Below are 14,203 nucleotides of genomic sequence, written 5' to 3' on the forward strand. Positions count from 1 at the left end.
GCGGGCCCTTCGGGGCCCGTTTTTTTTCGCCTGCGACGGGCAGAGGGCGTGGGGCAAGGTCTATATGATCTTGCATCGACACATCATATTATTATAACATAAAGACATTAAGCCGATGATTGTATTGAGTCGGAAAAAGGAGGCAGCAGGGAATGTTACAGGCGATCAAGTTACGTAAGGAATATGGGGCGAATGTCGCACTCAAGGGGTTGGACCTGACCGTGAAGGCCGGGGAAATCTATTGCATGCTGGGTGCGAACGGTGCGGGGAAAACGACGACGGTCAGTTGCTTCCTCAACTTCATCAAACCGACCAGCGGCCAGGCGCGCATCAATGGCATCGATGTACAAGAAAACCCGCTCGAAACCAAAAAATACATCGCCTACATTCCCGAAAACGTCATGCTCTATCGGAATATGACGGGCCTTGAAAATCTGCGCTATTTCTCGAAACTCGGCGGGCATGATTATTCCGAACAGGAATATCGCGGGCTTCTCGCGCGCTGCGGTCTCGAAGACGTTGCCGCCGGTCGCAACATTGGCGGTTATTCGAAGGGCATGCGTCAGAAAGTCGGCATTGCCATCGCGCTTGCGAAACAGGCGAAGGCTATTCTGCTGGACGAGCCGACCTCCGGTCTCGACCCGAAAAGCAGCAATGAATTTTCCGAACTTCTGCTCGAACTCAAAGCGTCCGACGTGGCCATTCTCATGGTGACGCATGACCTTTTTCGGGCCAAGGAAACCGGTACTCGTCTCGGCATCATGCGGCAAGGTGAACTTGTGCGCGAGATGAATGCGGATCAGGTGACGCATACCGAAGTCGAACAGATCTACCTCGAAGAAATGAAATATTGAGGAGCGGATCATGATTGGCGTCATCGCGAGAAAGGAATTTCTCTGTTTGATTCGTGACGGCCGCTTCAAATGGTCGATCGCAATCATGGTTTTGCTGTTGCTCGCGTCATTTCTGACCGGCTTTCAGCGCTATCAATCACTCCATTCCATTCGGGAGGCCGCACAGGCCAAGAACACCGAACAATGGCTCGATCAGGATAAAAAGAACCCGCATACCGCCGCGCATTTTGGCAATTATGCCTATAAGCCGCAGGGTGTGTTGGCGTTTTTCGACAGCGGCATCGATAATTATGCCGGCAACACCATCTGGCTCGAAGCGCATAAAACCAATTTCGCGCAGAATCGCCCGGCCCAGGACAATGGCGCGGTGTCGCGCTTTGGCGATCTCACACCGGCCATGACTCTGCAGGTGTTGCTGCCGCTCATCATCATTCTGATGGGGTTCTCGGCCTTCGCCGGAGAACGCGACAGCGGCACCCTCCGTCAGCTGCTCAGCATCGGTGTGAAAAACAGCGATCTGTTGTGGGGCAAATTCATCGGCATCAGCGCCGCGATCAGTCTTGTGATCGTGCCTGCGGTGCTGATCGGCGGCGGCATTATGGCCTTCGTGCTAGACAGCGACAGCAGTGCACTTGGCGCGCGCGGTCTTCTGCTGCTTGGGACTTATCTCGCCTATACCCTGTCCTTCATGTTCCTGACGCTCGGGGTTTCGGCCCTTGCGCGGACGGGCAAAACCGCTCTGGTTATCCTCGTGGGTTTCTGGGCCTTTGCCACGTTCATTCTGCCCAAGGCCGCAAGCGACATCTCGAAAATCGCCGTCCCGAGCCCGACCTTTTCGGAATTCTACAAAGCCGCCAAAGCGAGCAGCGCCGAGGGTCTCGAAGGTGCCGAAGGCCGTCTGGCCCTGCCGCAGGACGTCCATATCAATATGGTGCGCAAGGAATTACTCGCGCAATACAACGTGAAAAGCGTGCGCGATCTGCCGGTCTACTGGGTTGGCATTTCGATGCAGGTGCTCGAAGAACGCGACTATCTGATCTATCAGAAATTCCAGGGCGATCTCCGCGACATTTTCTACGCCCAGCAAAAACTTCAGGACTATATGGGCGTGTTGTCGCCGCTCATTCCGCTCCGGTCGCTGTCCATGTCGCTGAGCGGCACCGGGCTTGTGGATCAGGAGCAGTTCAATCAGTCGGCCCAGGATTATCGCATCAATATGATCCGCGATATGAACAACGAGCTGATCAACAACACCACCATGAAAGATCCGCTCTATGTGGCGGGTCGTGAAACCTTCTCCAAGGTTCCGCCCTATACTTATGCGGAACCGACACTTGGCCAGTCGCTCGCGACGCAAACGCAAAGTCTTGTCCTTCTCGTCCTCTGGGGCGCGTTGACGGCAATCTTCGCGGTTTTTGCGGTTCGTCGGCTGCGTTCATAAGGGAGGGATCACGTCATGTTGAAAACAATCATCACTCATGAAATCCGGCTTCTGATGAAGTCGCCGGCGACCATCTTCATGCTCGGTCTGCTTATTGCCGCCATGATCTTCGGGGCTTGGAACGGCTATCGCGCGGTGGAACGCCAAAGCGTAAGCGCCACCACCGCCATTGCCGAAGAACTCACGACCAAGGACAAGGTGCGCAATGAACTGATTGCGTATGAAACCTTCACGGCGGAACGTGGTCTGCCGCGTTTGTTTGCACCGGTCAATCATGCGAAACCGCGTCCCGGTGAAGCGCCACAAGGCACGAATGCCGGGGCCGTCGGCGGTGAATTGATCCGCGAGGTGGCAGTGTTGCCACCGACCGGATTGTCCGCCTTCGCCACTGGTCAGATGGATCTCCAGCGCAATTACACGCTGGTGGACATGAAAAACAAATTCAACATGTCCGACAATTTCGAGATTGAGAATCCGTTCAATCTCATGGTCGGCACGTTCGATATTGCCTTCGTGATCCTGTTCATCCTGCCGGTGTTCATCATCGCGCTCACCTATGACATGCTGTCGGGGGAAAAAGAGTCAGGCACGCTTGCGCTCGCCATGACGCAGCCGATTTCGCTCCGCACCTTCATGGCCGCCAAACTGATTTCCCGCGCCATGATCCTGATGCTGGTCATCGTCATCATGGGCCTTGGGGCAGTGTGGCTGACCGCAGGCGAACTCGGCATGCTGTCCTTGGGCGACACCTGGTTGCGGTTCGGCCTCTGGCTTGGGGTTGTCAGTCTTTACAGTCTGTTCTGGTTCAGCCTTGGCGTGCTTGTAAGCGCGTTCAACAAGAACTCGGAAACCAATGCCACCATTCTGGCCGCAAGCTGGCTTATTCTGGTGGTGGTGGTTCCGGCCCTGGTCAATCTGGCGGCGACGACGATTTATCCCGCACCCTCGCGCATGGATCTGAAAGTCGCCCAGCGCGAAGCCTCAAGCGACGCCGAAAAATCGGAATCGAGCACCACAAAAGCCTATTACACCGATCACGTGGAAATGGTCTCGAACCAAGAAGCGGAAACCTATCTCACGGTGTTCCTCGCCCGTCAGGAAGCGCTTGAAAAAGCCGTCGAGCCAGTATTCGACAATTTCCGTAAGCAGCAGGAACGTCAGGAAGGTCTCGTTAGCTGGTTCCAGTATTTTTCACCGGCCATCGTGACGCAGCTGACTCTCAATGAAATTTCCGGAGCCAGCACCGATCGTTACAATGCCTATATGGACAAGGTTTATGCCTTCCATGCCACATGGCGCAAATATTTCACGCCGCGCTATCTTCGTCAGGAAGTTCTGTCCTCGTCCGAATATGACAGCTTTCCGAAGTTCAGCTTTCCTCATGAAAACACCGCTCTCGTCTGGCAGCGCACGGCGGCATCTTTCGCCGGTCTGTTGCTGATCGTGATGGCGGTGACCTTCTACGCCTTTTCCCGACTGCGCCGTTTCGGCGTGCGGGAAAATCCGTAACCTAGCAATCGGCGGGGCGGGCTTACGCGCCCGCTCCCGCTGTCTCTCTTGAAATGGATTTGATTTCCCATGCGCGTCAGAAATCCTCGCACCGGTAGCTATGATTACGAATTCACGCCGACGCCCCTTGGCGATGTGGCCGCCACAGCCAAACGGCTGCGCGCCAATCAGAAAGCCTGGGTCGCGCGCGGGCTTGAGTATCGGATCGAAGTGCTCGAACGCTGGGCCGTGGCAGTCACCGCCGAACGCGACGCCATAGCCGACGCGCTCACCATCGACACCGGTCGCGCGCTCATCTCCGGCCGCGAGGCTGAAGGTCTGCCGCGCAATATCCGGCGCTGGCTAGGCAGTGCCGCGGATCTGATGAAAACCGAACTGCATCAATCGCGCATTCTGCCGACCGTGACCTATCAGAATCAGCTCGTGCCCTATGCGCTGGTGGGTGCCATCAGCCCGTGGAATTTCCCGGTTACGCTGTCATTCATCGATGCGATCCCGGCCCTTGTGGCTGGCTCCGCCGTGATCCTGAAGCCAAGCGAAATCACCCCGCGTTTTGTCGAACCGATCCAGCGGAGTTTGGCCGCGGTGCCGGAACTCGCCGATGTGTTTGCGATCATCATGGGTGACGGCGCGATCGGGGCTGAACTTGTCAATCATGTGGATGCCGTTTGCTTCACCGGCAGCGTCCCAACCGGCCGCAAAGTCGGCGAGGCCGCAGCCCGGCGCTTCATTCCGGCCTTCCTCGAACTCGGCGGCAAGGATCCGGTGATCGTGCTTGATACTGCCGACATCGACAAAGCCACCGATGCGGTGCTCAAGGGCTCCCTTCTCAACAACGGTCACGCCTGCCTGTCGATCGAACGCGTCTATGTGCAGGCACCGATCTATGATGCCTTCGTGGCGTTATTGACCGAGAAAGCCGCGCGCGTCCGCACCAATGCCGCCAATATCCATGAAGGCGAAATCGGTCCGTTCATCCATGGGCCGCAAGCCGATCTCGTCGACGCCCAGATCAAGGACGCCGTGCAGAAAGGCGCCCGCGTTCTCACCGGCGGCGTGATCGAGGATCATGGCGGCAAATGGTGCAACGCGACGGTTATCGTCGACGTGACCCATGACATGGCAATCATGCGTGATGAAACCTTCGGCCCGATCATGCCGGTGATGAAATTCGACAGCATCGAGGAAGCCATCGCGCTTGCGAACGACACCGAATTCGGTCTGTCGGCCTCGGTCATCGCCGGAACCATCGACGAAGCCCGGGCGGTCGGCGCGCATATTGACGCCGGCGGCATCAGCCTCAATGATTGCGGCATGACTTATATGACCTTCGAACCCGAAAAGAACTCGTTCAAATTTTCGGGCATGGGCGGATCGCGCATGGGCCTCGCCGGCCTCTCGCGCTTTTTCCGCAAGAAAGCCTTCATCATGCAAAACGGCACGCCGCAGAGCATTTTTGATTTCAGTGAAGAACACGCGGGCAAATAAGCCCATTATCCCGTCAAGGAGACATCAAATGACCAATAAGCTTCCGCGCGAAGAATTCTACAAAGCTCTCGAAGCCGCCCGCAGCGCCCGCCATGGCGGCCGTCATCCGTTCAGCGCCGCCTGGGCCGCAGGCAAGCTCAGCCGTGAACAGCTCGGCAAATGGGCGATCCAGCATTATTATTACATCGACCCGATTCCGCAGCAGTTCGCTGCCCTGTTCGCGCGCTTGCCCGACCTTGAAGCACGCCAGCATCTGCTTGAAAACCTGCTCGGCGAAGAAATGCCGCATGCTCCGGAAAAGCGTCATCCGGAATTGCTGCTGAAGTTTGCCGCAGCCTGTGGCGTCAGCCGTGAAACCTGCCTGAACGCTGAAGCAAACGGCCTCATCCTGCCGGGCACGCTGGCCATGCGGTCCTGGATCTGGGAACTTTCGACCATTCGTCCGCTCGCCGAAGCGTCAAGCGGCATCATGGTTGCGCTCGAAGGTCAGCTGCCGACGCTTTATCCGGACTATGTGAAGGCCATGCGCGAAATGGGCTTCACGGAAGACGATCTGGAATTCTTCCACGTCCATATCGAAGGCGACGAAGGCCATGCCGAAGTCGGTCTGCGTCTGGCTTACGAATATTCGCTCACCGAGCATCAGCAGAAGATGGCAATCGCGGCTGTCTCGTCTTCGGCTTCGCTGCGCTACAACATGCTTTCGGGCATTTTCTCAAGCGTCGTTGAAAATGTCGCGGCGTAATATCCCGCTGCTTGAGGCCACCGGCCGCGTTTATCTGGTCACCGGCGCTGCCGGTGGCCTCGGCCGGGCGCTTCTTCCCGTTCTTCGTGCAGGCGGCGCCAAAATCGCCGCCTGTCACGTCGGCCCTCGGGAGACAAAAGAAACAGACGCGGATATCCGCTGGTTCCGCATGGATGCGCGGGACGAAGCTGACGTCAAAGCCACCGTGCAGTCGGTGCTTGATCATTACGGCCGTCTGGACGGTGTTCTGCATCTCGGCGGCATCGTCGGCCATGGTCCTTTGACCGAGGTCAGCCTCGAACAATGGAACAATCTGCTCGCGGTCAATCTGACCTCGGCATTCCTGCTCGCACGTGAAACCCACGGGGCTTTGAAAGCGAGCAAGGGCAGCTTGATCCTGCTGTCATCGACCAATGGATTGAACGGCGGCTCCGCCCTGTCCGGCCCGGCTTATGCGGTGGCGAAAGCGGGCTTGATCAATCTCACGCGTTATCTCGCCAAGGAATGGATGGCGGATGGCATTCGCGTCAATTGCGTGGCGCCGGGCCCTGTGGCCACGCCCATGCTCGACCGTCTGAGCGACAATACGATTGTCTCTCTGCAAGATATGTCACTGAACGGAAGCTTCGCCACAGCCGATCAGGTGGCGGCTCTCATTGCGTTTCTCTGTTCCGATCACGCAGGTCAGACAACCGGCACTGTGAACAATATCAGCGCCGGTCTTTTTCTCGATTGATATCTAGCGTGCTGTCGGAAGGTCATGCCCTGCATAGTGGCAGGCCGTCCGATGGTCGCTGGTTTTGGCGACCAGTTCCGGCGCCTCGTGAATGCAATGCGGCGTCGCCAGCGGACAGCGGGTACGGAACACGCATCCGGACGGCGGATTGAGCGGCGACGGCAGTTCGTCATTCAACAGAACCGCTGGACGTTCCCGTTCGGCCCGTGGATCAGGCAGCGGAATGGCGTTCAACAGCGCGCGCGTATAGGGATGCTGCGGCGCATCGAAAATCTGGCGCGTGTCACCGATTTCCATGACCTTGCCAAGAAACATGACCATGACGCGTTTGCAGATATTGCGCACCACGGCCAGATCATGGCTGATGAACAACAGCGCAACGCCGGTTTCCTTCTGAATATCCTTCAGCAGATTGATGATCTGCGCCTTGACCGACACATCAAGCGCGCTCACCGCCTCGTCGCAGACCAACAGTTTCGGTTTCAGAATCATGGCCCGGGCAATGCTGATGCGCTGGCACTGACCACCCGAAAATTCATGCGGATAACGATCGGCGGATTGGATATCCAGCCCAACTACGGCCATGGCGTTCGCGACTTCCGCCCGGCGCATGTCGGCGGTCATCTCGGGGTGAAAGATTTCCAGCGGCTCGCCAATGATGCGGCCCACCGTCATGCGCGGATTGAGGCTCGCAAGCGGGCTCTGGAAAATGATTTGCAGATCCTGGCGCTTGGCGCGCAGTGCCTTTTCATCAAGAGCCGCGAGATCTTCGCCGAACCAGACAACGCGCCCGCCGGTGGGTTCGATCAGCCGAATGATCGCGCGCCCGAGTGTCGATTTTCCACAACCCGATTCCCCGACGATACCAAGCGTCTCACCGGCGGCAAGCTCGAATGAAATCCCATCCACCGCCCGTAAGGGTTTGTAGGTCGGAATGAAAATTCCGCCGACCGCGACCGGAAAATGAACCTGCAGATTTTCAACCTTCAGAATCGGGGCATTCATGCTGCATGCTCTCCAAGATAACAGGCGGCGCGGTGATCCGGTCGACCGTCGCGCGGCGTGAGATCCGGACGATCCGTCTCGCAACGGCCGATTTTCTCGCTGCAGCGCGGGGCGAAGGCGCAGCCCGCAGGCATCTTCGCAAGGCTCGGCGGCGTGCCGGGAATGGTCAGCAAGCGCAAATCCGGATCGGCATCAAGGCGCGGAATGGATTGCAGCAGCGCCCGGGTATAGGGATGCTGCGGGCGATAGAAAATATCATCCACGGTGCCCATCTCCACCGCACGTCCGGCATACATGACAATGACCCGATCACAGAGCCCGGCGATCACGCCAAGGTCATGGGTGATCATGAAAATGGCCATATCCGTATGCATTTTGAGCTTGCGCAGAATATGCAGAATGCGCGCTTGCACCGTCACATCAAGAGCGGTGGTCGGCTCGTCGGCGATCAAGACCTTGGGTTTACACAGCAGCGCCATAGCGATCATCACCCGCTGACGCATGCCGCCCGACAGTTCATGGGGGTACATCTGCAGGCGTCGTGTGGCCTCAGGAATCTGCACGACTTCCAGCATCTCAAGCACCTCGGTCCGGGCTTTCGCGCGTGAGAGGTTCTGATGCTCCATCAGCACTTCTTCAAGCTGCGCGCCGATTTTGAGATGCGGCGTAAGCCCGGTGATCGAATCCTGGAAGATCATGGAAATCTGATTGCCGCGCAGGGTCCGCATGACTTTTGCAGGCGCGTTGATGATTTCCTGACCATTGAACAGGGCCGAGCCGCTGACCTGCGCATTGGCGGCCTTCAGCCCGAGGAGATTGAGAAAGGTCTGGCTTTTGCCCGATCCACTTTCGCCGACGATGCCGACGCATTCTCCGGGGTTGATGGCAAAGCTCAGCTTGTCGATGGCCGTGACATTGCAGTGCCTGCCCTCGAAGCGGACCGTCAGATCTTTGACGTCAAGTAAAGCGGTCATGGTTCCGTCTCCGCTAGCGGTCTCGGGGATCGAGGGCATCCCGCAAGCCGTCACCGATGAAATTGAAACAGAACATGGTGATGGACAGCAGGGTGGCCGGGAAAATCAAAAGCCAGGGCGCGGTGTTCAACTGTGTTGCGCCCTGGGAGATCAGAAGCCCCCAGCTCGTCAACGGCTCCTGCACCCCAAGCCCAAGAAAGCTCAGATAGCTTTCCACAACGATATTGGTCGGGATCAGCAAGGTCACGAACACGATCACCGGGCCAATGATATTGGGCACGATATAACGGCGAATGATGCGCGGCCCGCTAAGGCCGATGGCCAGCGCCGATTCCACATATTCCTTGCGTTTGATCGACAGCGTCTGGCCGCGCACGATGCGCGCCATAGTCAGCCATTCGACCGCACCAATGCCCAGGAACACCAGATAGATATTCGGCCCAGCCACGGTGACCAGCAGAATGATCAGGAATAACAGCGGCATGGCATAAAGAATATCAACAAAGCGCATCATGAAATTGTCAACGCGCCCGCCGGTGTATCCCGCAAACGTGCCGTAAGTGACCCCGATGATCAGCGCCACAACCGTGGTCAACACGCCGATGGTCAGCGAAATGCGGCCGCCATACATGACACGCACGAACAGATCGCGGCCGTTGCCGTCGGTTCCGAACAGATGGAAGGTCTCAAGAGACGGCGCCGTCGAGATATAATCCCAGGCCATGTCTTCGATCTGATAGGGCCAGAAGATCGGCACGAAAACCGCAAGCAGCGTGATGATGGACAACAGATAAACGCTGATCATGGCGGCGCGGTTGCGACGGAACCGGTCCATGGCATCACTGAACAAAGACCGTCCGGCGTCCCCGCTTTTTTGCAACAACTGTTCCGTATCGGCGCGTTGGCGCTTGGTCCAGATCATGATTTCTTATCCTGCCTGACGCGCGGATCGAGAAAGCCGTAAAGGATATCGACCAGAAGATTGAGAAGAATGATGGCCGTCGCATAAAACACCACGATGCCCATCACCAGGGGATAATCACGGTTGATGGCGCCATAGACGAAATAGCGGCCAACGCCCGGCAGTCCGAAAATCACTTCGACCACGACTGATCCGGTCATGACGGCGGCGATCGACGGCCCAAGATAACTCACAAGCGGCAGCGCCGCGGCCTTCAAGGCATGGCGGGTGATGACCACCCGTTCCGGCATGCCCTTCGCCCGCGCCGTGCGGATATAATCCGAGCGCAAGATCTCCAGCATGCTGCCGCGCATCAGGCGGGCAATGATGGCGATCTTTGGAATGGCCAAAGCCGTCACCGGCAGCACCATGTAAGCAAGCGCGCCATTGTTCCAGCCCGAAATCGGCAGCAGTTTCAGATAGACCCCGAACAGCAGCATCATCAAAGGAGCGATGACAAAATTCGGCACAGCGACGCCGGTCATGGCGACGGCCATGACGGTGTAATCGATCTTGGTGTTCTGGCGCAGTGCGGCCCAGATGCCGATCAGGCTGCCGATGATGACGGCGATGGTGATGGCGGTGAGGCCAAGCCGGATGCTGACCGGCAGACCGATCGCCAGCAGTTCCGAAACATTGTAATCTGGATAGGAAAAAGACGGGCCGAGATTGCCGGTGACCGCATTCTTGATGAAATGCAGATATTGCGAGAGCAGCGGCTCATTCAGATTATAGGCGTCATGAATATTGGCCAGCACTTCAGGCGGCAGATCGGCGAGATCATCAAACGGTCCACCGGGGGCGAGCCGCATGAGAAAGAACGCTCCGGTGATGATCACAAGAAAGGTCGGAACGGCGCCCATCAGGCGATCGATAATATACTTTACCATGCGTTCACTCTTGCGGTCGTACCTCGGAGGTGTCCGTCCGTAGCAGGCCGCGGATGCGGTTGCCGATGAAATAAATCAGGACCATGGCCGGGAACATGGCGACCACGCCCAGAGTAAACGGCGCGTTCGGCCCGATCTGGCCATAGGCGGTCCCGGCCATGGCCTGACCACTGAAACGGGCAAGACTGCTACTTGATTGATAGACCGCCATGATGGTGCCCCGTTCATGGGCGGCGGCCTGTTGCGACAGCAGGCTCTGGAGGCAGGTCTGGAACATGGCTGTCGCGACGGCGGTAAAGCACAGCGCAGAAGACATCTGAATCAGAGTGTCGGATAAAACCAATCCCGTCCAACCAATCGCATAAAAGAATATGGCCGTTTTGACGAGTATGACTTCGCCAAAACGTGCGGTCAACGGACCGATGGCGATGAGCTGGAACAGTGTGACCGTCCCGCCACTGACGCTCAGAAGAATGCCGATATCGACCGGGCTCAGGCCATGCAGATAATGCCCCCAAAGCGGCAGAATGGATTCGCGCATGGCAACAAAGGTGATCACAAGAAAACACAACCCGGTGATCATGGCAATCAGCGGCCGCCCAAGCGCCAATTTCAGCATGGTCAGGAAGCCGGGCCGCTTTTGCGCGCCGTCGCCCTTTTTGGCAGCGGGACGGCTTTCCGGCAGGAACAGCAGGATACCGGCAAAGGACAGCACCGAAAGCCCGGCGGCAACAAAGGCGGGCAACATGAAATTGGCGCTCTCCACGCTGTCGCCGCCCGCAAGAAATCCACCGATCACCGGACCGAGCACAAACCCAAGCCCGAACGCCGCCGAAATACGGCCAAGCCCTTTGGCGCGATTCTTATTGTCGGTGGTGTCCGCCATATAAGCATAAGCGGTGGCAAGATTGGCCGAGGTGACGCCGCCGACAATGCGCGCAAAAGCCATCATCCACAGCGAATCTGCATAGGCCATGATGACATAGCTCAGGGCGTGCCCGGCCATGCTGATGGCCAGCACAGGACGGCGTCCGATGCGGTCGCTGAGATAGCCCCAGACCGGCATGGCAATGAATTGCGTCAATGAATAGAGTGCGATAATGACCGTGATGGTTTCTGTGGTGGCGCCCAGACGTTCCACATAAAACGGAATGAGCGGCCCGAGAATGCCAAAGCCCAGCAAGTCGACGAAAACGACCAGCAGCAGGATCGCATGTGCATACTTGTAGGAAGGCGTCGACATAGTATCCATCTGATTCACATGCATAACGGGGCAAGAACGGCTATTGTCCGGAGCTTTGGGAGACTCAATCTGGCACCAATGAGCTTGCGCAAATAGGTACATATATAATAACATTAGGACAAGTAGATATGTGGACAAATTGCACGACGATCCAGGACGCGCCATGAAACAAACTGCGAATGACAAGCTGATGTTCACCCGGCGCGACTTTTCGAAACTGGGTGGCGTGGGTCTTGGGGCCATGTTGCTTGGGTTCTGGATCACGCCCGGCCGGGTCGGGCAGGCGCTTGCGGCGACTGACGGCGGACGTGATTTTTCGGCCCTGATGGCGGCCTATATTGAAATCACCCCGGACAATATCGTGCATCTCGTCACCCCCGAGGCCGAAATGGGGCAGGGCGTGCAGACCTCGCTTCCGGCGATTCTGGCTGAGGAGCTTGAGGCCGATTGGGCGCGGGTTGTGGTGCGTTTGTCGGGTGCCGGTGAAATCTACAACAATCCCGAAAAGAAAATGCAGGCCACCGGCCGCAGCCTTGCCGTGCGCGGTTATTTTGAACTGCTGCGCGAGGTCGGGGCCACGGCGCGCATGATGCTTTGTCAGGCGGCAGCGGCATCCTGGCAGGCCGATCTTGCCGACTGTTACGCCGAACAAAGCCATGTCATTCACCGCAAGACCGGCGCCCGTCTGCGCTATGCTGACCTTGTGGAGGCGGCGGCGAAGCTTCCGCTGCCCGCCAAAGTCACGCTCAAATCGCCGCGCGATTTCAAAATCATCGGCCATGATATCGCGCGCAAGGATATCCCAGACAAGGTCACCGGCCGTGCCACCTTCGGGGTCGATGTGATGCTGCCCGACATGTTGGTGGCGTCTGTCGCCATGCCGCCTGCGTTCGGCGGCACGCTTGTCTCCTTCGATGAGGCGGCGGCGCTCGCCGTGCCCGGCGTCGTTGCGGCTGTGCGTATTTCAACGGGCCTCGCCGTCGCGGCGCAAAGCTACTGGCAGGCCCGTCAGGGGATCGAGGCGGCGCAACCGCAATTCGACGCCGGTCCGAACGGCGAAAAATCCAGCGACGACGTGCTCGCCGACCTCAAGGCCGGGCTTTCCGAACCCGGGATCGAGGCGCGGAAAGACGGCTCACTCGACGCGCTCGCCACAGCGGCCACGCGCCTTGGTGGCGATTACACCGTGCCCTATCTTGCCCACACCACCATGGAACCCATGAGCTGCACAGCCCATGTGCGCGCAGATGGCTGCGAACTCTGGACACCATCGCAAGGTCCAGTGCGAGCGCGCGACGATGTGGCAAAGCTGCTCGGCATCGATCCGTCCAAGGTCAAGGTCAACCGCACGTTTCTCGGCGGCGGTTTCGGCCGTCGCTGGCAAACCGATTTTGCCACTCAGGCCGTTGAAATCTCGCGCGCCGTCAAAAAGCCGGTCAAGCTGATCTGGAGCCGCGAAGAAGACGTCCAGCATGATTATTACCGCCCGGCCTTCGCCATGCGCTTTGATGCGGGACTGACGGCCAAGGGTAAACTCGAATCGCTGCATATCCGTGTGAGCGGCGCATCCATCGGCGAATGGGGCAAGCCGCCGCGTCCCGGTGTGCTCGATCGTCAGGCAACCTCGGGGCTTTCCGACAGTCACTACCGCATTCCGAATTTTCAGGTTGAATGCGTGACCCGGCGCGGCTTTGTGCCGATCGGCACCTGGCGCTCGGTCGGTCATTCACAGAACGGTTTTTTCTTTGAAGGCATGATCGATGAATTGGCCCATGCGGCAAAGGCCGATCCGCTTGCCTTCCGCCGCGAGCTGATCGGCGATCATCCGCGTTTTACGCCGCTGTTCGAAGAAATCACCCGCATGAGCAATTGGAAAAAGTCCCCGGCCAAAGGCCGTGTGCGTGGTATTGCAGTGACGGAATCCTACGGATCTTATGTGGCCGAAGTGATAGAAATCAGCGTGTCGAAAGACAAAAAGATCAAGATCCACAATATCAATTGCGTCATCGATTGCGGCTTCGCAGTCAATCCCGCCCATGTGGCGCGGCAGATGGAAAGCGGCATCATCTATGGCCTGAGCGCGGCCATGACCGGCAAGATCACCATTGCGAACGGCGCGGTGGAGCAATCGAATTTCCATGATTATCCAGCCCTCGCCATGGCCGAGGTCCCACCGATTACGGTCAAGGTTCTCGCCAACGCCAAGGAACTGAACGCGAAAGAAATCGGTGGCGCGGGCGAACCCGGTCTGCCGCCTATTGCGCCCGCGCTGGTGAATGCTATTTTCGCGGCAACCGGCGAGCGCATTCGCGATCTGCCGCTTGCCGATCACGGTTACGAACTGGTCTGAGAAAGGG

The 14,203-nt window shown here is 57.9% G+C and carries 12 protein-coding genes; 7 read left to right on the top strand and 5 right to left on the bottom strand.

Annotated elements, in window-relative coordinates:
- Positions 1-152 precede the first annotated feature (152 nt).
- The 6 genes from NYP16_RS02835 (at position 153) to NYP16_RS02860 (ending at position 6,773) form a co-directional block, all read left to right on the top strand.
- On the top strand, positions 153-854 hold the full coding sequence (locus tag NYP16_RS02835) for an ABC transporter ATP-binding protein (RefSeq protein WP_274942598.1): 702 nt from the start codon (positions 153-155) through the stop codon (positions 852-854).
- Between the two features lie 10 nt (positions 855-864).
- Complete coding sequence (locus tag NYP16_RS02840) at positions 865-2,295, top strand: ABC transporter permease subunit (protein WP_274942599.1); 1,431 nt, start codon at positions 865-867, stop codon at positions 2,293-2,295.
- Positions 2,296-2,310: 15 nt separating this feature from the next.
- A complete protein-coding gene (locus NYP16_RS02845; protein ID WP_274942600.1) occupies positions 2,311-3,804 on the top strand; it encodes an ABC transporter permease subunit in 1,494 nt (497 codons plus the stop codon).
- A 69-nt stretch (positions 3,805-3,873) separates the two neighbouring features.
- Positions 3,874-5,292, top strand: a complete 1,419-nt coding sequence (locus tag NYP16_RS02850) for an aldehyde dehydrogenase family protein (protein WP_274942601.1) — start codon at positions 3,874-3,876, stop codon at positions 5,290-5,292.
- 28 nt (positions 5,293-5,320) lie between these two features.
- Positions 5,321-6,037: a TenA family transcriptional regulator gene (locus tag NYP16_RS02855; RefSeq protein ID WP_274942602.1), complete on the top strand. Its 717-nt coding sequence runs from the start codon at positions 5,321-5,323 to the stop codon at positions 6,035-6,037.
- The gene (locus tag NYP16_RS02860) at positions 6,024-6,773 is read left to right on the top strand and encodes an SDR family NAD(P)-dependent oxidoreductase (protein ID WP_274942603.1); all 750 of its coding nucleotides are present in this window, start codon (positions 6,024-6,026) and stop codon (positions 6,771-6,773) included. Before NYP16_RS02855 ends, NYP16_RS02860 begins: the two co-directional genes overlap by 14 nt.
- A gap of 3 nt (positions 6,774-6,776) precedes the next feature.
- On the opposite strand, the gene NYP16_RS02865 is transcribed toward NYP16_RS02860, so the two are convergent.
- From NYP16_RS02865 to NYP16_RS02885, 5 genes are read right to left on the bottom strand one after another with little or no spacing between them, the layout of a single operon-like run.
- Positions 6,777-7,778 (bottom strand): ABC transporter ATP-binding protein, encoded by a 1,002-nt coding sequence (locus NYP16_RS02865; RefSeq protein ID WP_274942604.1) that lies wholly within the window; start codon positions 7,776-7,778, stop codon positions 6,777-6,779.
- Positions 7,775-8,752 carry an ABC transporter ATP-binding protein gene (locus NYP16_RS02870; RefSeq protein ID WP_274942605.1) on the bottom strand — a complete coding sequence of 326 codons (978 nt, stop codon included), beginning with the start codon at positions 8,750-8,752 and terminating at the stop codon, positions 7,775-7,777. Before NYP16_RS02870 ends, NYP16_RS02865 begins: the two co-directional genes overlap by 4 nt.
- Before the next feature lie 13 nt (positions 8,753-8,765).
- Positions 8,766-9,674: an ABC transporter permease gene (locus NYP16_RS02875; protein ID WP_274942606.1), complete on the bottom strand. Its 909-nt coding sequence runs from the start codon at positions 9,672-9,674 to the stop codon at positions 8,766-8,768.
- Entirely contained in the window at positions 9,671-10,603 is a 933-nt protein-coding gene (gene oppB, locus NYP16_RS02880; protein ID WP_274942607.1) for an oligopeptide ABC transporter permease OppB, read from the bottom strand. The genes NYP16_RS02875 and oppB overlap by 4 nt, the downstream gene beginning before the upstream one ends.
- Positions 10,604-10,607: 4 nt before the next feature.
- Positions 10,608-12,089, bottom strand: coding sequence for an MFS transporter (locus tag NYP16_RS02885; RefSeq protein WP_346742434.1), 1,482 nt, complete (start codon positions 12,087-12,089; stop codon positions 10,608-10,610).
- Between NYP16_RS02885 and NYP16_RS02890 the strand changes: the two genes are divergently transcribed.
- A complete protein-coding gene (locus NYP16_RS02890) occupies positions 12,010-14,196 on the top strand; it encodes a xanthine dehydrogenase family protein molybdopterin-binding subunit (RefSeq protein ID WP_274942609.1) in 2,187 nt (728 codons plus the stop codon). The two genes, NYP16_RS02885 and NYP16_RS02890, sit on opposite strands and share 80 nt — an antisense overlap.
- Positions 14,197-14,203 lie beyond the last annotated feature (7 nt).

Origin of the sequence: Govania unica (assembly GCF_027920805.1) — a bacterium.
GTDB lineage: Bacteria > Pseudomonadota > Alphaproteobacteria > Sphingomonadales > Govanellaceae > Govanella > Govanella unica.